Here is a 23834-nt window from a genome sequence, read left to right as displayed (position 1 = left end):
CACCACGCGCCCCGCGTGGGAAGATTCGACGTGCAATCGCGAAACCGCTAGCGTGGAGCTCGGCTGCACGCGCTGGAGGCGACGGGCGCATTGCTGCAGTTCGGAGAGGGGCCGATGGTGTTTCAGGACGTGATCGTCCGACGCGAGATCGGAGGCTCGAGTGTGGTTGTATACGACGAGGCGAATGGTCCGCTCGTACAGATCCACATCTCGGGTCTCGTGACGGGGCCGTGACGATCCGCCGAGCGCCCCAGCGTTCTGTGATCTCTCCTCATCATCCTTGGGCTGCTCGCCGCGGCGCCTCGCCGCCTGCATGCGATAACCCGCCGCCAGGCCCTGCGACGCGACGGATCACGACGTTCGGCGGGCGGACGCAGTGTCAACGTGGGCCAGGTGGGAGACCCCACCTCGGTCGTCAGGAAGGGGTCCTCGCCGCTCGGCCCGAGCTGGGCCTTCGCCGCGTGCCCGGGGGCCGGGCCTTCGCCGCCACCGGCCGTGTTTCGCGTGCCTGGGTCGCATAGGCACCAAGCTGCGCGACGAGGTGCTCGAAGACGAGGCGGACGCGGCGCACGGCGCGCAGATCCTCGTGCATGACGACCCAGGCGTCCAGGTGGAAGGCGAGCGCGGGCAGCACGCGCACGAGCGGCACTGGCCGCCGGCTGAGCGGGAGCTGGCACACCCCGATGCCGAGGCCGGCGCGCACCGCGGCGAGCTTCGCGATGTCGCTGTCGCTGCGGAACGCATAGTCGCGCGGCGTGGTGACGAGCCCGGTGGCGGCGAGCGCGTCGATGATGGCGCGGGAGCCGTCGGCGCCGATGAGGGCGTGGCCCTGCACGAGCCCCGCGAGCGACGTCGGGGCAGCGTGCGCGGCGAGGTACGCCTTGGTGGCGAAGAGGCCGAGCTCGACGCGCCCGGCGCAGCGCCTCACCAGGCCGGCCTGCGTCGGCTCCGCCATGCGCACGGCGACATCGGCGTCGCGGCGCAGGAGATCCTCGGAGCGATTCGTGGCGACGAGCTCGATCTGAAGGCGCGGATGAGCAACGAGGAGCGGGGCGAGCATCCGGGGAAGCACCTCGACGCCAACGACCTCGCTGCACGTGACGCGCACGGTGCCGCGGTCGGCATCGGTGGGGCTCGACACGGCGCGCACGAGGGCGCGCGCGCTCGCGGCGATGGACTCGGCGTAGGGCAGCGTGGCAAGCGCGAGCTCGGTCGGCACCAGGCCGTTCGGCGCGCGGGTGAAGAGCACGACGCCGAGCTGCGACTCGAGCTGCTCGATCTGGCGGCGCACGGTGGGCTGCGCGACGTCGAGGGCACGCGCGGCGGCGGAGAGGCTGCCGGTGCGCATGACGGCAAGGAAGGCACCGTAGAGGTCCCACGAGGGCTCGGCTGGGCTCATCAAAAGATGATGAGCGGATGGACGCATTTGTACAATGTTCATGAGCCCCCGCAGCGACCATGCTCTCCACGTCGCCGGCACCCGCGCCCGCGAATTCACGGAGACGGCGCGCACCACGCGAGGATGGGGTCTACAGGACGGATACCCCGCGCCGGTACGCACGACGAGGAGAACGACCATGACCACCGCCGCGATGCTCCCTGCGCTCGACCTTGCTCCCTCTACCCCCCGCCCCGCGCCGCAACCCACCTGCGAGGTCTCGGCGGGCGGGGCCAAGGGCATGCCGCGCGCGCTCCTGCGCCTCGAGGGCGCGCTCGTGCTCGGAGCAGCGCTGCTCGCCTACGCGCACCTGGGCGGGAGCTGGGGATGGTTCGCGGCGCTGTTCCTCCTGCCCGACCTGTCGCTGCTCGGCTACCTTGCGGGCCCGCGGGTGGGCGCGGTGGCCTACAATGCGGGGCACGGCCATCTGGCTCCGGCGCTGCTCGCGGCCGCGTCGGTCGCGCTTGGCTCGCCGGCGCTGCTGCTCGGCGCGGCGATCTGGGCCGGGCACATCGGCTTCGATCGGATGCTGGGCTATGGGCTCAAGTACGGGACGGCGTTCGGCGACACGCACCTCGGCCGCGTGGGCGCGAAGCGCTCTTTCAAGCAATGATGGTCTCAACGGTCGCCGACCTGAAGACGGCTGCCTCGCTGGTGCGCTCGGCGACGCATGGGGCGGTCCGTACGAGGGCCTTGCCGGGCCGGTACAGCCCGTCTTTCCAGAGGCTCCGCGGCTCTCCGATGACACCTGGCTGACCCTCGCCACGTGCGAGGCCATCGTGCTGAGCCGAGGACGCGTACAGCCGGAGCGTATCGCCGAGCGCTTTCGTCACGGGTTCGAGGCTGGCCGCATCTCCGGCGTAGGCTCTGCGACGCTCAAGGCGCTTCGCGATCTCGCCGCTGGTGCCCACTGGGCTCTTGCTGGAGCTCGCGGTGAGTTCGCCTCAGGCTCGGGCGCTGCCATGCGCGCGGCGCCGTTGTCGTTCTTCCTGGACCCGAGCGTCGAGGCGGACCGTCGAACGATTCGTGACGTCTCACGGATCACACACCACAGCGACGAGGCCTACGCCGGTGCGCTCGCCGTCGTCGTCGCACTACGACATTGCGCGTCCCATGGGACCGTTCCGCAGGATCTCCTCTCCGTGGTCGCGGCCGATCTGCCGGACACGGCGGTTCGCGATCATCTGCTTGATATCGCCGGCTTTCGAGGCTCACCGAGCGAAGCCGCTGTCCGGTTCGGGTGCTCCGGCCATGTGGTCGAGGCCGTACCGATGGCCCTGTTCGTCGCAGCGGCGACCACGGACGAGCCCATCGGGGCGGTCATCGCGACCGCAGTCTCGCTGGGCGGTGACACCGATACCATCGCGGCCATCGGGGCCCAGATCGCCGCCGTCGGGGGACGGCCGATCCCGGATGAGCTCGTCGCGAGGCTCCCCGAGCTTCCGCAGATCACTCCGATACTCAACCGGTTCGTATCCCTGCTGAGATGACGACCGGGGCCGGGCTCGGCGAACAAGCGGCTGGAGCCGACGAACCCGGCGGCGTGGATGGCCGGAGCCTCGCGACAGATCGGACGGGCGTCGCACGCTAGGACGTCGGCATCGGCGGGCTTCGCGGCTCACCCGCGAGCCGTTAGACAGCGCAGGGCAGGCGAAACAGTCCGCTTGAAGGGGGGAGACTGTGGCCTGCGGGCGAAAGGCGTGTCACCTTCTCCCGGGAGGCCCGTCAGGCAATCGAAGGCATCGAAGGAGCCAGGTGCGATGAGAAAACCGGAGCTGGTGAGGTTCGAGATTGAAGGTGCCGAGATGGCGGTCCGCCTGGCGGGCGATCGGGAGAAGCCGGCGATTCTCCTGATCCACGGATTTCCGAGCTCCTCGGAATCGTTCCGGAACGTGATCGGCACCCTCGCGCGAGACTGCTTCGTGATCACCCCGGACCTTCCGGGGTTCGGCGGCTCCGGGCCGGTCGAGCGCCCCTCATTCTCGCGTTTCGCGGACATGATCGACGGACTGCTCGCGCGGCTCGGAGCCGGGGCCTTCCACCTCTACCTCCACGATTATGGAACGGCGGTAGGACTTCATCTCGCCACGCGCGCGCCGCGCAGGATACGCAGCCTCATCGTCCAGAATGCCAATGCCCATGAGAGCGGGATGGGGCCGCAATGGTCGGCGACCAGGGCCTATTGGGACGATCCTACGCCGGAGCGGGAAGCCGAGGCGACAGCGCACCTGACCTTTGAGGGGACGCGCGACCAATATGTGGGCGGCGTGCCCCGGGACATCGCCGAGCGCATCGATCCCAGGCAGTGGGAGGAGGACTGGCGGATCATGTCGCTCCCCGGCCGGCTCGAGGCGCAGCGTGCGTTGGTGCTCGACTATCGCAGCCATGTCGCGCGGTTCGGGGAGATCGCCGATTATCTCGCTCGCTGGCAACCCCCGGCGCTGATGCTGTGGGGGCGGCACGATATCTTCTTCGATCTCGAGGAGACCCTCTCCTGGATGAAGGCGCTCCCGCGCATGGAGGCGCACATCCTCGACGGCCCGCATTTCCTGCTGGAGACCCATCCGGCCGAATGCGCCGCGTTGATGAGCGCCTTCGTCCGGCGCGTGGAGGGGCCGCGTTAGGACGCGTGCACCGTGAGCTCGTACAGGAGAGCCTCCTCGCGTTGGTCCTCGCCGAGAGCGCTCGTAGTAATTGTACGACGCGCTGCGACGAGCTTGCGCTCGCCGCCGAAGCGCCGGTATCTTCGGCGAGCGGAGGCGGTAGGGCGCGATGCGATCGGTCGTCGTTTTCCTGAGGGACACGATGGAGTCTGCGGTCACGGCGTACCTCGACGCCGCCTACCCGGAGCAGCGGGAGCCGTGGGTCGTGTTCGTGGCGGGTGACGCCTGCCTGTACATCAACCTGTACCGGCACGGCCCTCTTGAGCACGAGCCGGAGGACTGGGCCGATATCGTGCAGAGGCTCGGCGGCGAGCCGGCGACCTGCGTGATCGCCGACGTGTCCGGGCGGCACCCCGGCGACGAGCAGGTGGCCGGGTTCGTGGCCGGGCTGCTGTCCCGGTTCAGCGGGGCGGCGATGGACGACTACACCCCGCACCTGTGGTCGCTGGACGAGCTACGGGCCGGGCACCGGGTTCGTGGGCACCCGTTCTTTGACTACAAAGACTGGTTCGCGGAGAAGAGCTGACAGGGCCGAGCCATGCGCTGCACCTCACCTCGCGGGCCTGTAGGCTCTTCCAGATTCGTGGCTCCCCCGCCCGCCGGGCAGGTGAGCTTGTGCGTTCGCTATCCTCAGGTGCATTCGTGTCGAAAGTTGATCTCAAGAGGGAGCTCAAACATCTCTACCAGGCATCCGCGAAGGAGGTGGTTCAGGTCGAAGTGCCGACATTTCAGTTCCTCATGATCGACGGCGAGGGCGACCCCAACACTTCACAGCAGTATGCCGCGGCAGTGGAAGCGCTGTTCTCCGTTGCCTACGCGACGAAGTTCATGATGAAGAAGGGGGCGCAAGGAATCGACTATGCGGTCATGCCTCTCGAAGGCCTCTGGTGGTCGGACGACATGTCCGTCTTCACCTCCAACGACAGGTCGAGGTGGAAATGGACGATGATGATCATGCAGCCTCATTTCGTGGAGGAGGCGATGATTCACGCGGCCATGGCAGAAGCGAGGCGAAAGAAGGCGCTCCCCGCGGTGGACGCGCTCAGGCTGGAGAGCTTCACCGAAGGATCATGCGCTCAGGTACTTCACATTGGCCCCTTCACTGAAGAAGGGCCGACCATTCAGCGAGTCCATGATTTCATTGGTGCGCGATCGGCGCTTGCAGGGAAGCACCACGAGGTGTATCTGAGCGACATACGTCGCGCCGATCCGGCCAAGTGGAAGACCATCATCCGCCAACCCATGGTGCGATAGCCAACAGATCGTTCGAGCCGACGCCGCTTCGAGGCGCGGCTCGACTCAGGCGTCAGGTCGCAGAAACACAGTCTCTCTCACCACCACCCGTCCTCGGAGGTTCTATGAAGCGAGTCACTGGAATTGGCGGCATCTTCTTCAAGGCCAAAGACGCTCCGGCGCTGCAGGCTTGGTACAAGCGGCACCTCGGGATCGATGTCCAAGAATGGGGTGGCACGGCCTTTACCTGGACCGACGGTGAAGGCAAGCCGGTCGCCGGAACGACCGTCTGGTCCATTGCTTCGGCGCAAAGCGACCAGTTTGCGCCCGGCGCGGCGACGTTCATGGTCAATTACCGTGTCGAGGATCTCCACGCCCTCGTCAAGGTCTTGCGCGAAGAAGGCTGCAACGTCCTCGAGAAGATTGACGATTCCGAGTACGGGAAGTTCGCCTGGGTCATCGATCCAGAAGGAAACAAGGTAGAGCTCTGGCAGCCGCCTGCCGGCCAATGACCCGGGGCAATCGGCCTCGGCAGCCCTCTCGCGCCGCAGCGCTCGCCTTCCGAAGGAGCTATGAGCGCTGTCGATGCCGCTCAGCGGACTACGCGCGGCTCCTGGACGCGGCATGGACACCTGTATACGCTCGTCGAATGAACGACTTGTTCGGCACCGACTCGAACGATCTGTTCCCGCCCGCCGACCGGGCGAAGATCGAGGCGCTCACGGAGGATCCGGACGCGAAGGTGGGCTACGAGCTGACCAAGGGGATGCTGGTCTGGTCGGATGAGAAGCCGCGCGACGTCGAGCTGTCGACGTTCGAGAAGATGATGATGCTCCTGTCCTATCGATCCATGATGTACCGGCCGGAAGGGTTCCGAGATAGCCAGGACGAGTTCGTTCGTGACTGGTTCGCGGCATGCCGCGCGACATGGGAGAGGGCGAGGGCCAGCGGCCTCCGGTGGATCGGCTTCGCGCCGTCGCGCACCGATCCCGCGAACCTCGCGCTGCTCCTCGAGCTCGAAAAGATCGAATTCTCGGACATGTAGCCCAGCGGGTGCTCCCGCGGGCCTTCTGCTCGACGGCCTTCAAGACCTTTCACACGTCCCCTCGTGGGGCCCACCTTGCCTCTTCGATGGCCGACATGGCCATTCGCTCACGCTGCCGAGAGACAGAAGGGGGTCCAGTGCGCCGGGTGTCGTGGGCCGCTGGCGTGGCGGGGTGTCGTGGGCAGCTGGCGTGGCGGGTAGAGCGTCAGTAAGAACTACTGTCGCTTGACAGGGCCTGGGGAGCTCACGGCTCTTCACCGGCGAGCGGCGGGCCTGCGCGCGCCGGCTCACGCTTGCTACGCGCCAAAGGAGCCCGCGCCGTCGCGGAGCAGGGCGAAGCCGCGCTTGGCCATGCGGCCGAGCGCGGCGCGGATCTTTTTGTCGGGCTCGCCGCGGAGCAGCCGCGCGCGGTGCTCTCGGATGATCGTCCACTCGAGCGCCGTGATGAGCGCCGCGATGATCTGGGGAGCGGGGTCGTCGCCGCGCGCGCCCACCGCCTCGCGCAGCGCCTCCGCGAGGAGCTCCTCGCTGCGATCGAAGAGCGCGCGCTCGCGCGCCTTGAGCGCAGGGCTCGCCTCGATCGTGGCGAGGAACGGCAGGACCCTCGCCCCCTCGTAGGCCGACATCGCCCCCTTCTCGCGCAGGCCCCGCTCGAGCGCCGCGAGCACGGGCTCGCCCGGGCGGCGCGCTCGGACCATGCGCGCGGGCTCTCCTCCGACCTCCTCGCCGCGATCGAAGAAGAGATCCTCCTTCGTCGCGAAGTAGTTGAAGATCGTGTTCACCGAGACGCCCGCGGCCTCCGCCACCTCGGCGACGGTCACGCGATCGAAGCCGCGCTCGATGAAGAGGCGCGTGGCGACGTCCGAGATCGCGAGCCGCGTCGCCTGCTTCTTCCGCTCGCGCAGGCCGGCCGGCGGCGGGGGCGCCTCCGGCTCGGCGCGCTTCTGCGCCGGGGCGCGCTTGGCCGCCGGGATCTTGCGGTCTCTTGAAGATTGATGTGACATAAAATTTGCACTCACTACAAATTTGGATCTACTCTCAGTATGTACCAGCCGGAGGCGAGGCTCATGACGCAAATGACGCAAATCGACGGTGACGAGGTGGAACGGGTGAAGGTGCTCATCGTGGGCGGCGGCGTCGTCGGCCTGTCCGCGTCGCTCTTCCTCGCGCAGCACGGCGTGCCGTCCCTGCTCGTCGAGCGCCACGCCGGGACGAGCATCCACCCCCGCGCGCGCGGCGTGAGCGGGCGGACGATGGAGCTCCTCCGCGGGCTCGGGCTCGAGGCCGCGGCGCGAAAGGCCGGAGAGGCGATCGCGCCGAGCATGGGCGTCTACAAGGGGCGGACGCTCTCCGAGGTGATGGCGTCGCGCCGCTCGAACGGGCTCGTCATCCGCTGGCTCCGCGAGCGGATGATGCGCGGCGAGGGATCGCCCAAGAGCCCGACCTCGCCCTGCCGGGTCACGCAGGACCACCTGGAGCCCGTGCTCCTCGAGGCGGCCAGGGCGCGCGGCGTCGACGCGCGCTTCTCGACCGAGCTCGTCGAGCTCACGCAGGACGCCGAGGGCGTGACGGCGACCCTCCTGGATCGAGGGAGCGGGGCGCGGCGGCGAGCTCGCGCCGACTACGTGATCGCGGCCGACGGCGCGCGGAGCCCGGTGCGGACCTCCCTCGGCGTCGGCCACAGCGGCCGCGGCGTCCTCACGCACCAGCTCAACCTCTACTTTCGCGCCGATCTCACCGAGCTCGTCCGCGGGCGGGAGTTCAGCATGTGCCTCGTCGAGGACGGCGATCTCCGTGGGCTCTTCGCGTCGGTCAACAACACCGATCTCTGGGTCCTCCACGTGCCGTTCGACCCCGACAAGGGCGAGCGCGCCGAGGACTTCGGGCGCGAGCGCTGCGAGGAGATCATCCGCCGCGCCACGGGCATCCCGGATCTCGCGGTGGAGCTCAAGGGCGTGATGCCCTGGCAGTCCGCGGTTCGCGTCGCCGACGGGTTCCGCCACGGGCGCGTCTTCCTCGCGGGCGACGCGGCGCACGTGATGCCGCCGTGGGGCGGCTTCGGCGCGAACACGGGCATTCAGGACGCGCACAACCTCGCGTGGAAGCTCGCGGCCGTGCTCGCGGGGCGCGCGGGCGAAGGGCTGCTCGACACGTACGACGTCGAGCGGCGGCCCGTCGCGCGCGCCGTCGCCGACATCGCGGGGGACATGAACGACGAGCGCGGGCTCATGACCGGCAGGTCCGGGCTCGCGATGCTCTGGACCATGCGGCGCGCCTTCCCGTACTTCGTGGTCGGGTACGGCTACGCCTCGGAGGCTGTGATCCTCGAGCCGGGCGCGCCTCCCGGCCCGGGCGCGACAGATCTCCGGGGGCGCCCGGGCACGCGCGCGCCGCACGTGTGGCTCTCGCGGCAGGACGCGCGCATCTCGACGCTCGATCTCTTCGGGCGCGGCTTCGTGCTGCTGGCGGCCGAGGGCGGCGACGCGTGGTGCGAGGCGGCGCGCAAGCTCGCGCGCCGCACGGGGATCCCGCTCTCCGCGCACCGCGTCGGCGGCGACGTGAAGGATCCGAGCGGCGCGCTCGGCGGCGCATACGGGATAGGGCGCGACGGCGCCGTCCTCGTCCGCCCTGACGGATTCGTCGCCTTCCGCGCGCGGACGGCGAGGGCGGCGCCGGAGGACGTCCTCGCCGACGCGCTCGCGAGAATCCTCGTTGCACCGGCTCTGCGGGCCGCAGGCCGTGGCGTGAGCGCGGCTCCCTGGATGCATGGATGAGTTGCTACGATTCCGCGGGGGCGAACCGTCGCGATGATGCCGAGCGCGCGATCCCAAAGGCGGGATGGCCTGGTCCGACGGGCCCACGTGCGCAGAGTGAGGCCTCGGGTCGAGACCCGCGGACTAGGTGGTGACCTGCGCGCGCCCTCGCCGGCTCGAGTGGAGGGGCTGGTATCTTTGCCGAGACTGCGGACGGGGGCCCCGGCCGACACATTCGACCAGCTTGCCGCCCTCGCGCCGGGCAAACCGATGTTCATCGCCGAGACCGAGTTTCCGGCGCAATCGACCGAGCTCCCGTCATCCGGCCTCACCTTCGAAGGCACGGATGGTCGGCCCATGACGAGGTCGCGTTCGAGGCGTGGCGTGGCCACGAATCACGCGCGGGAGACGGCGCTGTGGCTGCGTCTCCTTATCCCTCGGCCCCCTGGACGCGCGTCGTCGCTCGCGGCATGAATACGGCGTCTGCCTCGAGCATCAGAGGCGGCATGGCAAGACCGTTCGAGTCCATCGGTTCGACTTCCGGGCTTCACCGGCGTGCCTCCGCCGCCCTGCTCCTCGCCGCCTTCGGCCCCACGAATGAATGCGGTCCGAGCGGGCCCGGCAGCAGCAGCAGCAGCAGCGGCGGCGGCGCGGGCGGCGGCGGGTACAGCTCTGCAACCACAGGAGACGGCGGCGGCGGCTCCGCTGCCACGGGCAGCGGCGGCTCCGCTGGCCACGGCGGCGGCGGCTCCGCTGCCACGGGCAGCGGCGGCTCCGCTGGCCACGGCGGCGGCGGCTCCGCTGCCACGGGCAGCGGCGGCTCCGCTGGCCACGGCGGCGGCGGCTCCGCTGCCACGGGCAGCGGCGGCTCCGCTGGCCACGGCGGCGGCGACGAGAGCACCTCGACCGGGAGCGGCGGCTCGCCAGCAACATGCGTGCCGGGATCCATCGTCGCGTGCTACGCCGGCCCCGAGGGGACCAACGGCGTCGGGCGCTGTACGGCCGGGACGCAGACCTGTCGTCCTGACGGCTTCGGCTACGGGCCCTGCACGGGTGAGATCACCCCTGCTGCGGAGCTCTGCGCCACGCCGCAGGACGAGAGCTGCGACGGCGACCCCCATTGCCCGCAACCGGCCGCCTGGGCGCGCGGGTTCGGCATCGAGCCCACCTATCCCACATCGACAATCGCCGTCGACGCCATGGGGAATTACTACATCCTCGGCGCCTTCAAAGGAACGGTCGACTTCGGCACCGGCCCTCTGACCAGCGCCGGTGACAGCGACATCTTCCTTCTCAAGCTCGACCCCTCGGGCGCGCCGCTCTGGAGCAAGCGCTTCGGCACCCCCTTGCGCGAGACAGGAGATACCCTGGCCATCGATGGAAACGGCAACGTCCTGATCGCCGGCAACTACGAGGACGACTTCTCTGGCATTGGCATGGAGCTCGACTTCGGCGGGTGCGCCCTGCCGCCTCCGCCCGATCGTTCCGGGCAATTCATGGCGAAGCTCGACCCCGACGGCAATCACATCTGGAGCGATGGATTCCGCTTCTGGCCTTCGCATCCTACCTGGGCGACGAAGGTGGCCATCGATGCTCTCGGCGACGCGTACCTCGCCATCGGGCTGGAGGACGCGACAGCGGTGGTGAAGCTGGACGCGATGGGCAATGTCCTCTGGAGGCGTAGCACTCCGGGCAGCCCGAGCTTCCAGATGAACCTCGCGCTCGACAGCGCCGGCAACGTGGTGACAGTGAACAAAGCAGGTATCGATGGCGACTACCTTGTCCTCTACACGTACGTCTCGAAGCTCTCTCCGGCTGGAGATTTGCTCTGGTCCCGGAGATTGGACGGCTACGGCTTCCGTGGCAAGGTGGCGGTCAACTCGGCGGGCGAGACCCTCGTGTTGGTCGAGGGAGCTCTCATCAAGCTGGATCAGGACGGCGAGGAGGTGTTCACCCAGCCCGCCCGCCACACCGGCAACATCGCGGTCGACCCTGCCGACAACATCTTCCTCGGCGGGGGTGGGCTCACGATGCTCGACCCGAGCGGCACCGAGCTCTGGACGCGCGACTTCGCGGCCTCGGTAGCGGACATAGCCATCTCCCCGAACGGCGCGGTCGCCGTCACCGGCGTCGTGAGTGGCGCTGTGGACTTCGGGACCGGCCCGATCGCGTATACAGAAGGCTGGGATATCTATGTTGCCACATTCAATCCGCCGGCGAGCGGCGACAGCGGCGAGGGAGGAGGCAGCGGCGGCAGCGACGGCGCCGGCGGCGGCGGAGACCCGTCCGAGACGTGCGTGCCAGGCTCGATCATCGCGTGCTACTCCGGCCCTGCCGGGACCAGGGGCGTCGGACGCTGCGCTGCGGGGACGCAGACCTGCCGACCCAACGGCCTTGGCTTCGGCGCCTGCGTGGGCGAGGTGACGCCTGCCGACGAGTTCTGCTCCACGCCGGAGGACGAGAACTGCGACGGCGACCCCCATTGCCCCATGCTGTCGTGGGCGCGCGGGTTCGGCAGCACCGGCGCCGACGAGGGCCTGAACATCGCGAGCGATGCCGCAGGCAACTACTATGTCGCCGGCACCTTCACAGGAACCGTCGACTTCGGCGCGGGCCCTCTGACCTCCCCGTTCAGAAGCCACTTCCTGCTCAAGCTCGATCCATCGGGCGCGCCGCTCTGGAGCGAGCGCCTGACGAGCGGCCACCCGCTCGTCATGGCCGTCGATGGCAACGGCGACCTCCTGCTCGCCGGCACCTACTCGGGTGGCGCCGACAGGGTGTTGAACCAGTGCCTCCCCCCCTTCGAACCGGGCCACAATACCGTGGGCTTCGTGGCCAAGCTCGACCGCGATGGCAAGGCCATCTGGAGTCAAGCGCCCATCTACACGTCGGACGCGATCGACAGCTACAGCGTTCCCGAGCGTATCGCCGTCGATGCGCTCGGCAACACCTACCTGGTCTACGCCGACCTTTGGGCGAACGGTGCCTATCTGTTAAAGCTGAGCCCTGGCGGCGATGTCCTCTGGAAACACAGGATCACGCCCCCTCCCGACGAGGAGGACTATTTCACCACCCTGGAATACCACGCCGATCTCGCGATCGACAGCGCGGGCAACGCGCTGACCGTGACCGCACCGCAGGCCGACGCAGGGTATCTCACGGTCAGCAAGTTCGACCCGACCGGCGCCGTGCTCTGGAGCCGCCCGTTCGCGCCGGATCCGTCGATCGCCCCTGGCGGCGCGTGGAAGGCGGACTGGTCGGTGGCCGTCGATGCGGCTGACGAGGTCTTCGTGGCCGGCACCACGGACGGGACCGTCGATCTCGGCGGCGGCGTGCTGCCCGCCGGCCCCGTGCTCCTCAAGCTGGACGCCGCGGGTGCCCACGTGTTCAGCGACTCGATCCCCTTCGACGACGCGCTGGCGCTCGACTCCGCTGGTAACATCGTCGTCGCCGGAGACGGGCTCGCCAGGCTCGACCCGAGCGGCGCCGAGCTCTGGACCCTCAGCTTCGGCGCCAGCGCACATGGCATCACGATCTCGCCGAGCGGCGTGATCGCCCTCACAGGGGCTGCGAGCGCTGCGGTCGACTTCGGGACCGGCCCCATCCCCCACGCCGGCGGCTCCGACATCTTCGTCGCGACGTTCAATCCCTGAAACCCATGGGGGGAAGGGCGCCATGTCGAGGCGCCCCGAGCGCGGCGCTACGCGCGGGCGAGGGTCCCGTCCGCGCCGAGGACGTCGGTCAGAACTGCTTGAAGAACTTCCACGACTCGATGGGAATCCAATTCGGATTGCCGTCGATGTTCGTGTGCCCGCCGCCGAAGGTGCACACCCGCGTCGGATGTTCCGGATCGCAATCCTGGAAATCGAAGCAGCTGTACGCGCCGTTTGAAGTCGGGATGTTGTTCGGGATCGTGCAGCCGTTGTCTTCGGCTTTTTCGAGGGCGATGAACTTGGACCCTCTCTTTTGACCTTCGTTGTTCACCCAGGGGCAAGTCCCGTCGCTCATGCCCGTCGTGTGCATCCAGGCGATGGGCTTATGTGTCTTTTCAGGCAACCAGATGTTGTAGTTGGCCGGGGCGATGCCCACGGCCGCACGGATCTCCGCCTGATGGTTCGTCGACAGCGAATAGGTGATCATCCCTCCGAAGCTGAAGCCGGTCGCGAACACGCGGGTCGTGTCGTAGCAGACACTTTCATTCATGAGCTTCATGATGTCGTCGAACAGCGCGTGGTCCTTCTCTTGCCACGTTGCACCGTCCGAGGAGGGGGCCACGAAGATGGCTTGCTCTCCGTCGGCCTCCAGCTGCGGCTTGAGAAAGTAGAAGTCTTGCCCCTTGACGTCCTGGTAGCGGCTGCCGATCCAATGCGAGGTGTAGAACAGCCGGTAGGGCTTGTTCATGTCGTAGTTGCGGGGCATATCGACGTAGTACACGCGATTTTGGCCCGAACTCGAGATCGTATACTCCTTGCTCGTCAGCGTGGTTGCCTTGCCGCACCCCGCGCTCCGCACAGGCGCGTTCCCCAGGGGAATGGCGCCTTCGGGCCAGCCACCCGTGCCATTACCGCCGCTGCCGGTCGGCTCAGCCCCGCCATTCCCGCCGCTGCTGTCACCACCAGTCCCGGCCGCGGTGGTGCCGCTGGAGGTCGCAACGCCGCTGCCGCTCGCGCTGCCGCTAGAGGTCGCAACGCCGCTGCCGCTAGAGGTCGTAACGCCGCTGCCGCTCACGCTACCAACGGAACTGGTCGCCGTCGCTCCGCCCCCTCCGTCGTTGTTCGAGTCGGACTCGGCGGGGGCGCACGAAATCGCGACCCAACTCGCAAGGGTGACACAAAAGGCGAGTCGCCTGAACGTTTGATGTTGCATCACAGGTCTCCTACGTACCGGAATCAGGTGAAAAGGAAACAAAACGATTCGATCGTATCAAGGGCGACTCGCCACACTCGCCTCAGGTGACAGAGCGTTCCTTACGGGATCCGCCTCCCTGGCAAAGTGCCTCCCACCCGGCTCAGACGAGCTCCCGGACGGGGCCGATGTGATGACACCGGTGCGCCCGAGGAGCGTCTCAGCACGGCCCGCCGCAACATAGGTTCCCTCGTTCCCGAGCTTGCCATCCGGCCGCTTCGCCAGCGTCGCCGGATTCTTGACGAAATCATCTCCGGTGGAAAGCACGCAGGATTTCATGGCAGCCGTCGAACAAGCGAGGGTTGTCGCGTCCTCTATTTGGATCGCTCTTGGCAAAACGCCGATCACCATCGAGCAGCCATCGCTTCCGCGACGACCGAGCGACCAGGATCGGTGTAAAAAATCGACCGAATGGATCAGATTGACGGAGAGCTCGGTGCTCAGGAGGACCCGAGCAAACCGAAACAAAAGGATGGCCCTCGACTGGACTGTGAACGTTCACATTGCCGGTGTCAATTCCAATCGACCGGCCCTCGGGTATCTTCGGGCCCGAGGGAGGACATGGCTGGCAGGGCTCCTTCGGAGCGCCGCGTTAAGAGGGGTGGGCGCCGGACTGCCCGACCACAATCGTACTGCCAGCGTGTCATGTTGCCGCGGCCGATGCGGAAACCGTGCCGCCATGGTCACTGAGCCCCGGAACATCGTCCCTCCCGGGGCTCGCCCTACCACGGATCAGCCCGCCCTTGCGCTCCGAGGCGCCCGATGGTGCGGCGACCTTGCAGGAAGGCTCCAGTCTTACAGGGTGAGAGACGCTCGAATCTCCCGGCATCGGTTCCGCCCAGGATCGCATCGGCGCTGAATATTTCCTGCGTGACTGCGTGCTTCTGCTGCGTTCGCCGTCCTCGCGCTCATCGGCTGCTCCACGCGGCCGCAAACCCTACGAGACGACGTCGCTTCGCTCACCTCGGCCCTCGGCCCGCCGCGATTGGAGCCACGTGGCCGACGCCAACAGCTGCCTGTTCATGCAGGGCGGGGCCTACGACGAGGCGCACGATCGGGTGGTGGTGCTCAGCGGTCTCGCGGCCGACCACGTCGGCGCCGACCGCTCGCGGAGCACGAGCACGCGTCGCCGTGGTCGTCGGGCGCCACGTACACGCTCGCGGGGGCGCGCGCGGGCCGCCGACGTCGTTGCCGCCGACGCTGCCACGGTTGCCGGCGCCGCCGTTGCCCCACCATCCGATGCGAGACGGCACATCGATGCCTCGACAGCGCTGCATGCAACTGCACCATACCCCTGCTTCCTGGCGCGGCTCGCTGCTGGCCACCGCCGGAGTGCGCCCATGCATGCAGGCGAGAATCTCAGCTCATAAGGCTTCAATCATGGCCGCAACGTAAAGAACGTGTTTCCAGCCAACGTACGAAATCTCGCGAATCTGGGCCCTGGACTTCCAGTCCCTGCGGCTCTCCACCCGAACAAGCCTGTTGAGCTTGGGTCCCGGATGGCGACCCGCAACCGAGCCACATCAATCGCATTCTGTATAAAATTTCGAAAATCCGACTGCATTCGATCGTTGTCGTTGTTCGCGGCATTGACCATCTGCTGCAGCCGACGACGAACCCCCGGATCGTGGTTCGGATAATCGGAGAACCCATCAAACTGATTGGCGGCGCGAATGATGTCGATCAAATTATTCGCCCCGGGCGCCCCGAACTGAGAAGGATCGCTCGCCAATCGATTCTCCAGAACCCGTTGCATCCACCCCATACTGTCCAATGTGTCTGCTGCCAGGTAGTCTGCGTGGGAAGGACCGCGGGCCTCCGACATCAACAGTCTGGCGACAGCTCCAGCTTCAGTGGCAGGATCCGGTAATTCTATCGCAACGTCGACCACAACCCTTAGTGTCGCCTGGATTCCGGACCGTGTCTCCGCAGTCACCGTTACAGGGCCGCTACCTGATGTTGTAGCAAGGGCTTTGAGGTAAAACGAAAAATTGCCAACGGCGCGTATGCGAGGCATGCCGTCGACGCTAATTACATCAGGATTGCTGCTCGTTATTCTGGGAACACCATCCGGGCGTGGAACATCGGCGATCTCGATGCTGGCCGAAGAGTTCCCTTCGGTGCTCGATATGTGAATCGTCACAGCCGTAACATCTGTTCCATGTCGCCGAAAACGCATATATCACCTTCATATAGCGCAAGGCCCGAATCGACGCTTTGCTTCTGCATCACTCTCCAGGCCTGTGCAAGGCCAGGATCTCGCCGGAAACATGACCGTCCGTAGCGCAAGCGCCCGATCAACGCCAGCGTGATCGTCGGCGCAGCGCCGGTTCCCTTTCCCCCTTCGCGACGAAGGAGGAAGCTCGAGCGCCGCGTCGGGAGGTGGACGAGCTCGCCCTCGAAGGAGGCGACCTCGTCGCTCCACGAGGTAGAGCGAGTCGAAGCCGCGCGCCTCCACGGCGCGCGCCAGCTCTACGATGCCGATACCGCGATCGATGACGAAGTGGTTAATGCCGCAGCGGATAGGCGCTCTTACCATGTCGCCGTAGCGCACAGCGCAGGAAGAGGACGCGGCGCTCGCCGAGGCGCTCCGCTTCAATCCTTCAGGGCGCTCTACGCCCCAGGCATCTTGAGGCCGCGCTCGTCCATCACGGCTTTGTTGCGCGCCTCGCTCTTCGCGTACGCCGGGCGGGCTTTGACCCGCTCGGCATATCCGGTGAAGCTCGGGCGCGGCTCGAGCATCTTGAAGTCGAGCATGTACGCGATGGTGCCGCCGAAGATGACGTCGGCCATCGAGAACTCCTTACCGAGGACGAAGTCACGGCCAGAGATGGCCGATTCCATCGTCGCGATCATGTCGTCGTAGTTGCCCCAACCGGCGGCGCCGGCGCGGAACTCCCAGTTGCCGGCCTTGGCCATCGAGCCGGGCTCGATGACCGAGGGGGCGAAGAGCGACCAGCGAAAATAAGTGCCGCGCGCCGCGTCGTCGAGCTTCGGCGCCAGGCGGCCCGGGGCATAACGATCCGCGAGATAGAGGCCGATCGCCGCGGATTCGGTGACGACGGTGTCGCCGTCGACGAGCAAGGGCAGCTTGCCCATCGGATTGAGCTTCGTGACGTCCTCCTTCTTCTGGTCGCCGGCCATGATGTCGACGAACTTGAGCTCGTACTCGACGCCGACTTCCTCGAGCATCCACACAGTGTTGGCGGCGCGCGAAAACGGGTGGTGGTAAAGAACGATGGCCATGGTGGTGTCTCTTTCTCCGTTCGTTTCCGCCGGTCGGTCGGCGGCGCGGCGGAGGCTACCAGAGGCCGGCCCCGTTGGGCGCGGCGCCAGGTGCGGCAGATTTGAATTCCTCTGCCCGCAGCGTTCATGGTTCCCGCCTCGGCGCGTGGCGACCTCGACCGCTACCCGGCAACGCGGCGGCGGAGGGCGCCCCGATGGGCCGCACCGGAGCCGCCCTCGGCGGCGAAACAGGCGGAGAACGATGGCGATCGCCGCTATTTTCGGCGGCCGCTCGTCATCGGCCGTTTTTTCTGACGGGATTTCTGACAGGCGGAACCAGCACTGAAAGCCCATCGACCCTTGCGAGCTGGGTCGAAGCGGAGTCGTGTTCCGATCGAGAGTCCGAGTCCGATGGGAACACCGGCGCGGCGCACGCGTCGTCCGGCGAGAGGGCGCGCGCCCCGGGCGACGGAAACGGCATCGGCGGTATCCTCCAGGACGGGCATCGGCTGGTGGTGAGGGCGGCGCCTCAGGCGCGCCTCGCTCCGGTGCCCATGCGGACACGCCCAGGCTCTCGCGCTCGGCGCGTGCTGCCTCGGCCCCTCCGCGGCGCGCGCCGGCGCCGGCCGGGCAGCCTGCTTCACGGCTCTTCCCACGAGGGCTCGACGGCCGGCCGCTCGCGCTCGATGCGTCCGCTCCCCTCCTCCTGCCGCTCGCGGAACGGCGTCGACGCCGGCGGGAAGTCGCGGAGACCGCGGCGGGCCGTGTAGTCGTAGCGGAGGAAGGCCAAACCCGAGGCGCGCGGCGACGTCTCGGCTGGGCTCGGGACGTCGAACAGGAACGTCCCCTCCACGCCCAGCGAGACGCGGTGCCCGCGCGCGAGCCAGCTCCAGAACGTGAGCCCCGCGGTGAACGCGTCGCGCAGGAAGGCCTCGTCGCGCGCCTCGTTCACCGGCCGGTAGCTCGCGAGCCAGCCGAGCTGGATCCACGGCCACAGCCCCCGGCCGGGGAGCAGGTCGAGGTCGAGCGTCGCGTCGATGCGGTCGAGCGCCGACGGCACCGGGCTCAGGCGCAGCGACGTGCCCGCCGTGACGAGCGCGTCGACGAACGGCCGGTACCGCAGGCGCGCCCCGAGCGAGGCCTGCGTGTCGTGCTTGGCGCCGTACGGCGTGTAGACGTCCTTGTCGGCGCCGGTGAAGCCCCGCAGCGACTCGTCGACCGCGAGCCACGTGAAGCCCGCCCACGGCGAGAGCGTGAGCTCGCCGAGCGGGATGGACCAGAACGCGGTCGCGGCCGCCCTGGCGCCCATGGCGTCGCTGGCGTCCGGCTGGAACACCACGCGGCCGCTCAGCGAACCGCCGGGAACCCAGCCGCTCGAGCTCAGGTCGAAGCGCGCCTCCGCGCCGAAGCTCTCCGGCCCGTCGCGCAGGCGACCGAACCCCGCGGCCGCGATCCAGGCGCGCCGCTCGATCAGCTCGCGGTGCACGTCGAGGCCGAGCTCGAGGAAGCGGACCGGAAGACGGAAGTCCTCCTCGGTGAGCTCGCTGTCGACGAGGCGCGCGTAGCCGCCGACGGAGAGCGGCCCCGGGTCCGGGTCCTCCCCCACCGGGGGCGCCGGGCGGAGCAGCTCGTCCGCGGGCGCGAGCGGCGCGGGCGCGGGCGGCGGAGCGGGCGGCGGCACGCGGGGGCGGGGCGCGCCGCGCGCGACGGCGAGCTCGACGCGGAGCAGCGCCCTGCCGCCGGGCGAGGCGACGCGCAGCACGTGCGGGCCCTCGGGGAGGACGGCGACGCGCGACTCGACCTCGCCGCCGAGCCAGAAGAACGGCTCGCGCGTGACGCCCAGACGGCGCGCGGCGCGGTCCTCGGAGGCGTCGAGCGCGAGGGAGCCCTCCTCCACCGCGCCGCCGCCGGCCTCGCCGCCGGCACCGTCGAGCGGCGCCACCGAGAAGCGCAGCTGGCCGGAGGGCGTGGCCGCGGCGACCTCGGGATGGCAGGCCGGATCCCCGCCGTCCGCGGGCGCGGCGCGCGCGCGGGGCGACGCGCACTCGTAGGCGGCGCGGGCGCGGATGCGCACAACGGTCGGGCCGACGAACGCGAGCTCCAGGGGGCGCGCGGGGTCGATGTCATTCCATGTCGACAGGACGCGGCCCGAGAAGGGCTGCGCCGCGCCGGCCGCGGTCGCGCGGATCCAGCCGAGGACGCTCCGGTCCGCCGGAGGCCGCGCCTCGATGCGGTGGCTGCCCCGCGGCACCTGCACGACGCAGCGGTCCGCCGTCGGCGCGGGCGCCGCGGAGCACGCGACCGGCTCGCCGTCGAGCGCGATCGAGAACGCGCAGGGGGTCTCCTCGCGGTCGAGCGCCCGGCAGACGCCGTCGAGAACGATCGCGCCCGGCGCGGCGCGATCGAGCCGGAACTCGGCGCGCGCGCCGTCGGTGATGAGGAGCGACGCCTCCGGCGCGTCGACGAGCGCGCGCCGCACCCGCACGCGGAGCGGCAGATCGCGATCGGCCCTGGCCCGCATCTCGAGCGTCGCCGTGCCGGCCGTGGCGTCGGCGCGCGGCGGCACGGCCCAGCCGGTCACCGGGGCCAGCCGCGCGAGGGCGGCCGGCGGGAGCTGGACAGGCGGCGACGGCGCGCCCGGCGCGGCGCCGGCGGGAGGAGCGATGGCCGGGCCCTGCGCGGCGTTCCCCGAGGCTGCGGGCGCGGCGCCCTGCCGACCTGCGGAGGCCTCGCGGGCGGCCTCCTGCACGGCGAGCTCGGCGAGCACGAGGGCGCGCAGCGTGAGCCGTCGATCTGGCGCCGGGGCGGCGGAAGCCACGTCGGTCGCCAGGTTCGCGGCCCGGGAGAGCGCCGCGGCGGACCGGTGGGCGAGCCCGATCCGGGTGAAGGCGTCGGCGGCGATCTGCACCTCGCTGGAGCGCTCGGCGAGGAGGCCGAGCAGCAGCGCGTCCGCGCCCGCGCTGTCGCCCGCAGGGCCCGCGAGCAGCGCGACGCCGCGCCGCGGATCGCCGTTGGCGCGCGCGCCGCGCGCGGCCGCGAGGGGCGCGCGGTCGTCGGGCAGCGGGAGCGGCGGCACGCGCGCGGGCAGGCCGAGCGGGACCGCCACCGGGCTGCCCGGCGGCAGGGAGAAGACGGTGCTCGGCGGCGCGCCCGCGGTCGACGCGCCGGGCAGGTGCGCCGCATCCCAGGGATCCTCCTCGGCGGGGCGGTCGAGCGCGGCGAGCGCCGGGAAGCCGAGGGCGTCGAGCGCCGCGGCGCGCTGCGCGTGGAGCGCCGCGTGGGCGGGCGAGGGGGCGGCGCGGAGGGCGCGCGTGGCGCCCCGGATCTGCTCGAGCGTGCCGTCGACGGGCGCGCCGTCCGGCGGGCGCACCGGCGTGACGGCGCGCGGCGCGCCGGGCGCGGCGGGGTGCAGGCGCACCGAGGCGCGGAGGAGCGCCGGCGCGTCGGTCTCGACGCGCAGCTCGCGCGCGCCGGCGGGGACCGGGACCTCGATCGAGCCCGTGGCGCCGGCGCGCACCCAGGCCTCGTGGACGGCGGCGCCTGCGCGCACGCGGAGCACGCGCGCGGGGCCGTCCGCCGGGGGCGATGGGCCATGCGCTCCGGGCGCCATCGCTGCGGCGCCCTGCGCTCCGGGCACCGACGCAGCGGCTCCAGGCGCCGGTGCTGCGGCGCCATGCGCTCCGGGCACCATCGCTGCGGCGCCCTGCGCTCCGGGCGCCGACGCAGCGGCGCCATGCGCTCCGGACGCCAGCGCCGCCTCGCCCATCACGGCGGGCGGCGCGATGACGACGCGGGCCACCGTGGCGCGCTCCGGGTCGGGGAGCGCGAAGGTCGCTGCGCCGTCGACCCAGGCCCACTGCACGATCTCGCGCAGCGACGCGCACGGAGCGCGCCCGCTGCGCGGGATGCGCGCGAGCGCCGGCGGAGCGCCCGCGGGCCGCTGGAAGGTGCGCGCCCCGGGCGCCACGGCGACGACCGACGTGAGCCCGGCGCCGCCATGCACCGCGGCCGGCGTGCCGTCGATGAGCACCGACGACTCGGGGACCACCTGGTTCGAGGCGCTCCGCAGGAGCACCCGCGCGTGAGCCCCCGGCGGCGCCTCGACGTCGATCTGCGCGCGCTCGGCGTCGAGGACCGTCCAGCGAAGCCCGGACTCCGCGTCCACCTCGCAGAAGCCGTCCGCGGCGGCGCGTGCCGACGTGCCGCCTCCCGCGGGCGGCAGCGCGTCGCGAGGCTGCGCGATCGAGCTCCACGCGGCCACGCCATCGGGGATGTCGAGCGCGTCCCACGGGGCCTCGCGCGCCCAGGCGGTGCGCGCGAGCGGCGCCGCGCTCTCGACGTCGCCATGGCCGAGCGCATAGCGCTCCGCGAGCGGCGCCCCCGCTGGCCGGCGGCCGTCGCGCGGCGGCGACATCGCCGCGCCCAGCGCGGACACGGCCGCGATGTCGTCCGGGTGCGCGCGGCCTCCGCCGCGATCACGCGGCGCCCCTGCCCCGGGCCCAGCGGGCCCGGACCAGGGCGCATCCGCGGCGCCCGGCTCCGCGTGCGCCGCGGCGAGCCGCGCGAGGGTGGCGCGCTGAAGCGACGTGGCGCCCGCCGCCGCGCGGCCCTGCGCCGCCGCATCGCCTCGCGCCGCGGCAGAGGCCTGCGCCGCCGTGTAGGCTTGCGCCGCGCGCGCGAACGCCGCGCCGGAGGAGGGCGCCCACCGCACCGACTCCGCGAGGACGAGCGCCCGGAGCGGCGGCGGCACGGCCGGCCGCGCGGCGAGGTCGAGCGCGGCCTTCGCGGCGGCCGGCGCGAAGGCCCGGTCTGCGGCGGCGAGGAGCCGCGGCGCCTCGGCGTGGACCGGCGCGCGATCGCCGCCGCCGGCCAGATCGCGCCGCGCCGCGCGATCGAGCAGGGCGGCGCGGTCGCGCTGCGGCGCGAGGAGCTCGGCGACGCCGGCGCGTTGCTGGTAGCCGCTGGCGGCGACGGCGACCTCCCCCTCGACGACGTCGACCGTCGCCGCGCGCGCATCGACCGGCAGCGGCACCCGGATCCACCGCGGCTCGCTCCAGCGCACGGCGTCCGCGAGCCGCGACCCGGTGCGAACGACGAGCTCCCGGACGACGGCGCCACCGGCGCGCACCACGACGCGCGTGGTCCCGTAGGCGCGCGCCCGGAGGGCGATACGCAGCACTTCCGCGCCGGGCGCGCGGAGCTCCAGCCGCGCCCCGGCGCCGAGCGAGCGCCATGGCGTGGCGCGCTCGACGGCCGGGAGATCGGGGCTTTCGCGGCCTCCGCGCGGCTCGACGTCGCGCCCCACGAAGTACGGCTCGACGAGCGGCCGGAGGAGCAGCGACTCCTCGAGATAGCGCGCGGTGAGCCATGCGGCCGCGGCCGGGTCGAGGCGCGCGGAGGGCGCGCCCGCCGCGGCCGGGGCGGCGAGCGCCGCGCGTGCGGCGTCGACCCAGCGGAGCAGCGCGCCCGCCTCGCCCGGCGCGGCGGCCGGCGCGGGCGCGCGGCCGCCGAGCCACGCGGCGACGTCCTCGTCGAGGCGATACCAGGCCAGCGGCGCGCGCTCCCGTGCGGCGACCCGCACGGCGACCGGCGTGCTCCCGCCGCCGCGCGCGGCGGCCGCGCGCACGACGACGAAGCGCGCGCTCGACCACGTCGGCACCGCGACGTCGCGCGCGCCGGCCCTGAGGGGAGGCAGCGGCATCCAGGTGATCACATCGGGCACGCTCCCGACGCCCGAGCCGAGGCCGATCCCTGCGACGTCGCCGCGCAGCTCCAGCCGGTCGCCTGGGTCCACGGGCACGAGGAGCAGCTGCCCCGCGGCGAGCGCGATGGGCCCGGTGGGGTCGGCTGCGACGGGCGCGGCGCGGTCTTCGTCCGGAGCGGGGGCGCCCTGCTGCGGGCCGTTGCTCCACGCCACGACGCGGACGCTGGGGGGCGCAACCCAGGCGAGCGGCTCTGCGGCGGTTGCTTCGCGTGCGCCCAGAACGCCGTGGGCGACTCCGAGGGCGAGCACGAGCGCCGCGGCGAGCCGCACACGGCGGGCGGCGGCCCCGGGGAAGGCGTCGAGATCCACGGCGATTACCCTTGCACCATGCCCACTTACGCCCCGCGCCGTGAGCTACCGGGCTACCCGATTTCCGGGTTCGAGCGCAAGCGCGCGATCGGCGAGGGGTCCCGCGTTCCAGGAACCGGTCCGACCGCCCGCGGGACCCCGGAGACGCTCCCGGGCGACCGGTCCGACCGCCCGCGGGACCCCGGAGACGCTCCCGGGCGACCGGTCCGACCGTCTCCGAAACGCCGGAAACGCTCCCGGTCGACCGGTCCGACAGCCCCGCAGCACCGGAAATGGCTCATGAAAGCAATCGAATCGACGACACCACAGGCCTCTACGTCATCCAGCCACCGGAAGAGCTCTCCCTCTCCCCCGCATTCGATGACACACATCCGTTCAGGAAGAAGATGTCGCGGCGGATTGGGAAACGGAGGACCCATTTCGACGCGTGGAACAATGTGCAGCGCAAGAATCGAGAAACAGTTCAAGGAGAAAACTCCGAATATTTCTCGATCATCGG

The 23834-nt window shown here is 70.4% G+C and carries 16 protein-coding genes; 9 read left to right on the top strand and 7 right to left on the bottom strand.

The genetic code is table 11. The features are described from left to right. Window positions 1–415 precede the first annotated feature (415 nt). Complete coding sequence (locus WMF19_RS37630; protein ID WP_437894774.1) at window positions 416–1399, bottom strand: LysR family transcriptional regulator; 984 nt, start codon at window positions 1397–1399, stop codon at window positions 416–418. Window positions 1400–1577: 178 nt separating this feature from the next. Here WMF19_RS37630 and WMF19_RS37625 point away from each other — a divergent pair, with 178 nt between their 5' ends. The 7 genes from WMF19_RS37625 to WMF19_RS37595 all read left to right on the top strand — a co-directional run bounded on the left by WMF19_RS37625 (window position 1578) and on the right by WMF19_RS37595 (window position 6379). Further along, window positions 1578–2051 carry a DUF4260 family protein gene (locus WMF19_RS37625; RefSeq protein ID WP_437894773.1) on the top strand — a complete coding sequence of 158 codons (474 nt, stop codon included), beginning with the start codon at window positions 1578–1580 and terminating at the stop codon, window positions 2049–2051. Then, entirely contained in the window at window positions 1975–2928 is a 954-nt protein-coding gene (locus tag WMF19_RS37620) for an ADP-ribosylglycohydrolase family protein (RefSeq protein WP_437894772.1), read from the top strand. Before WMF19_RS37625 ends, WMF19_RS37620 begins: the two co-directional genes overlap by 77 nt. Window positions 2929–3198: 270 nt before the next feature. Beyond that, window positions 3199–4062, top strand: coding sequence for an alpha/beta fold hydrolase (locus tag WMF19_RS37615; protein WP_437894771.1), 864 nt, complete (start codon window positions 3199–3201; stop codon window positions 4060–4062). 148 nt (window positions 4063–4210) lie between these two features. Beyond that, window positions 4211–4627, top strand: a complete 417-nt coding sequence (locus WMF19_RS37610; RefSeq protein ID WP_437894770.1) for a hypothetical protein — start codon at window positions 4211–4213, stop codon at window positions 4625–4627. 116 nt (window positions 4628–4743) lie between these two features. Continuing rightward, window positions 4744–5355, top strand: a complete 612-nt coding sequence (locus WMF19_RS37605) for a GyrI-like domain-containing protein (protein ID WP_437894769.1) — start codon at window positions 4744–4746, stop codon at window positions 5353–5355. Window positions 5356–5459: 104 nt separating this feature from the next. Further along, entirely contained in the window at window positions 5460–5846 is a 387-nt protein-coding gene (locus tag WMF19_RS37600) for a VOC family protein (RefSeq protein WP_437325365.1), read from the top strand. 137 nt (window positions 5847–5983) lie between these two features. Further along, window positions 5984–6379, top strand: coding sequence for a hypothetical protein (locus tag WMF19_RS37595; RefSeq protein WP_437894768.1), 396 nt, complete (start codon window positions 5984–5986; stop codon window positions 6377–6379). Window positions 6380–6675: 296 nt separating this feature from the next. Here WMF19_RS37595 and WMF19_RS37590 read toward each other — a convergent pair whose 3' ends face one another. Next, window positions 6676–7383, bottom strand: a complete 708-nt coding sequence (locus WMF19_RS37590) for a TetR/AcrR family transcriptional regulator (protein ID WP_437894766.1) — start codon at window positions 7381–7383, stop codon at window positions 6676–6678. Between the two features lie 72 nt (window positions 7384–7455). On the opposite strand from WMF19_RS37590, the gene WMF19_RS37585 reads away from it, so the two are divergent. Further along, complete coding sequence (locus WMF19_RS37585) at window positions 7456–9153, top strand: FAD-dependent monooxygenase (protein WP_437894765.1); 1698 nt, start codon at window positions 7456–7458, stop codon at window positions 9151–9153. A 526-nt stretch (window positions 9154–9679) separates the two neighbouring features. Here WMF19_RS37585 and WMF19_RS37580 read toward each other — a convergent pair. Continuing rightward, window positions 9680–10081 (bottom strand): hypothetical protein, encoded by a 402-nt coding sequence (locus WMF19_RS37580; RefSeq protein ID WP_437894764.1) that lies wholly within the window; start codon window positions 10079–10081, stop codon window positions 9680–9682. Here WMF19_RS37580 and WMF19_RS37575 point away from each other — a divergent pair. Next, entirely contained in the window at window positions 10068–12785 is a 2718-nt protein-coding gene (locus tag WMF19_RS37575; RefSeq protein ID WP_437894763.1) for an outer membrane protein assembly factor BamB family protein, read from the top strand. The genes WMF19_RS37580 and WMF19_RS37575 overlap by 14 nt on opposite strands. A gap of 88 nt (window positions 12786–12873) precedes the next feature. Here WMF19_RS37575 and WMF19_RS37570 read toward each other — a convergent pair whose 3' ends face one another. The 4 genes from WMF19_RS37570 to WMF19_RS37555 form a co-directional block, all read right to left on the bottom strand. Further along, complete coding sequence (locus tag WMF19_RS37570; RefSeq protein ID WP_437894762.1) at window positions 12874–13998, bottom strand: alpha/beta hydrolase family esterase; 1125 nt, start codon at window positions 13996–13998, stop codon at window positions 12874–12876. Window positions 13999–15415: 1417 nt separating this feature from the next. Next, entirely contained in the window at window positions 15416–16180 is a 765-nt protein-coding gene (locus tag WMF19_RS37565; protein WP_437894760.1) for a hypothetical protein, read from the bottom strand. A gap of 470 nt (window positions 16181–16650) precedes the next feature. Then, window positions 16651–17283: a glutathione S-transferase family protein gene (locus WMF19_RS37560; protein WP_437894759.1), complete on the bottom strand. Its 633-nt coding sequence runs from the start codon at window positions 17281–17283 to the stop codon at window positions 16651–16653. Between the two features lie 619 nt (window positions 17284–17902). After that, window positions 17903–23335 carry a hypothetical protein gene (locus tag WMF19_RS37555; protein ID WP_437894758.1) on the bottom strand — a complete coding sequence of 1811 codons (5433 nt, stop codon included), beginning with the start codon at window positions 23333–23335 and terminating at the stop codon, window positions 17903–17905. Between the last annotated feature and the right edge of the window lie 499 nt (window positions 23336–23834).

The sequence above is a fragment of the Sorangium sp. So ce124 genome, from assembly GCF_051525235.1.
Lineage (GTDB): Bacteria > Myxococcota_A > Polyangia > Polyangiales > Polyangiaceae > Sorangium > Sorangium atrum.
The sequence above is the reverse complement of the archived record's forward strand: the minus strand, read 5'-3'. Positions and strand labels throughout refer to the sequence as shown.

Bases quoted from the DNA above. Each gene is read 5' to 3' on its own strand.
- WMF19_RS37630 (WP_437894774.1), bottom strand. From the start codon at position 1,399: ATGAGCCCAGCCGAGCCCTCGTGGGACCTCTACGGTGCCTTCCTTGCC.
- WMF19_RS37625 (WP_437894773.1), top strand. From the start codon at position 1,578: ATGACCACCGCCGCGATGCTCCCTGCGCTCGACCTTGCTCCCTCTACC.
- WMF19_RS37620 (WP_437894772.1), top strand. From the start codon at position 1,975: ATGGGCTCAAGTACGGGACGGCGTTCGGCGACACGCACCTCGGCCGCG.
- WMF19_RS37615 (WP_437894771.1), top strand. From the start codon at position 3,199: ATGAGAAAACCGGAGCTGGTGAGGTTCGAGATTGAAGGTGCCGAGATG.
- WMF19_RS37610 (WP_437894770.1), top strand. From the start codon at position 4,211: ATGCGATCGGTCGTCGTTTTCCTGAGGGACACGATGGAGTCTGCGGTC.
- WMF19_RS37600 (WP_437325365.1), top strand. From the start codon at position 5,460: ATGAAGCGAGTCACTGGAATTGGCGGCATCTTCTTCAAGGCCAAAGAC.
- WMF19_RS37595 (WP_437894768.1), top strand. From the start codon at position 5,984: ATGAACGACTTGTTCGGCACCGACTCGAACGATCTGTTCCCGCCCGCC.
- WMF19_RS37590 (WP_437894766.1), bottom strand. From the start codon at position 7,383: ATGTCACATCAATCTTCAAGAGACCGCAAGATCCCGGCGGCCAAGCGC.
- WMF19_RS37585 (WP_437894765.1), top strand. From the start codon at position 7,456: ATGACGCAAATCGACGGTGACGAGGTGGAACGGGTGAAGGTGCTCATC.
- WMF19_RS37580 (WP_437894764.1), bottom strand. From the start codon at position 10,081: ATGGATCCCGGCACGCATGTTGCTGGCGAGCCGCCGCTCCCGGTCGAG.
- WMF19_RS37570 (WP_437894762.1), bottom strand. From the start codon at position 13,998: ATGCAACATCAAACGTTCAGGCGACTCGCCTTTTGTGTCACCCTTGCG.
- WMF19_RS37560 (WP_437894759.1), bottom strand. From the start codon at position 17,283: ATGGCCATCGTTCTTTACCACCACCCGTTTTCGCGCGCCGCCAACACT.